Raw genomic sequence first — 304 nt, 5'->3', positions numbered from 1 at the left:
AGCCTAATTTGACTTTAGATATCCAAGCCTGAATGTCTTTTTTTACACCTTCATAAGTATGATCCCCATCAATGTATATTAAGTCAATGCTATTATCTCTAAATTCAGAGGCAACTTCTTCGCTATTTTTATTAACTTGATTGACTCTTGGATCATCAGAAAAGCGAATCCTAAAAAGGTCACGAGCAAGTGTCAGTCTTGAAGAGTTTGAATTTGCATCACCTGAATCATAATCAGCAAGGTAGGGATCAACTGAAATAACCTTTTCAAAGTAAAGAGAAAATAATCGAGTTGAAAATCCTGC

Annotated in this window: 1 protein-coding gene; it reads right to left on the bottom strand. The window is 34.5% G+C overall.

Annotated elements, in window-relative coordinates:
• On the bottom strand, positions 1 to 304 hold a 304-nt coding region (locus tag R0J87_RS19345), incomplete at both ends, for a class I SAM-dependent methyltransferase (protein ID WP_498888271.1).

Source organism: Halomonas sp. SIMBA_159 (assembly GCF_046536035.1).
In the GTDB taxonomy this organism is placed as follows: Bacteria; Pseudomonadota; Gammaproteobacteria; order Pseudomonadales; family Halomonadaceae; genus Vreelandella; species Vreelandella venusta_A.
Note: the sequence above shows the minus strand (reverse complement) of the source record. Positions and strands in the feature narration are given on the sequence as shown.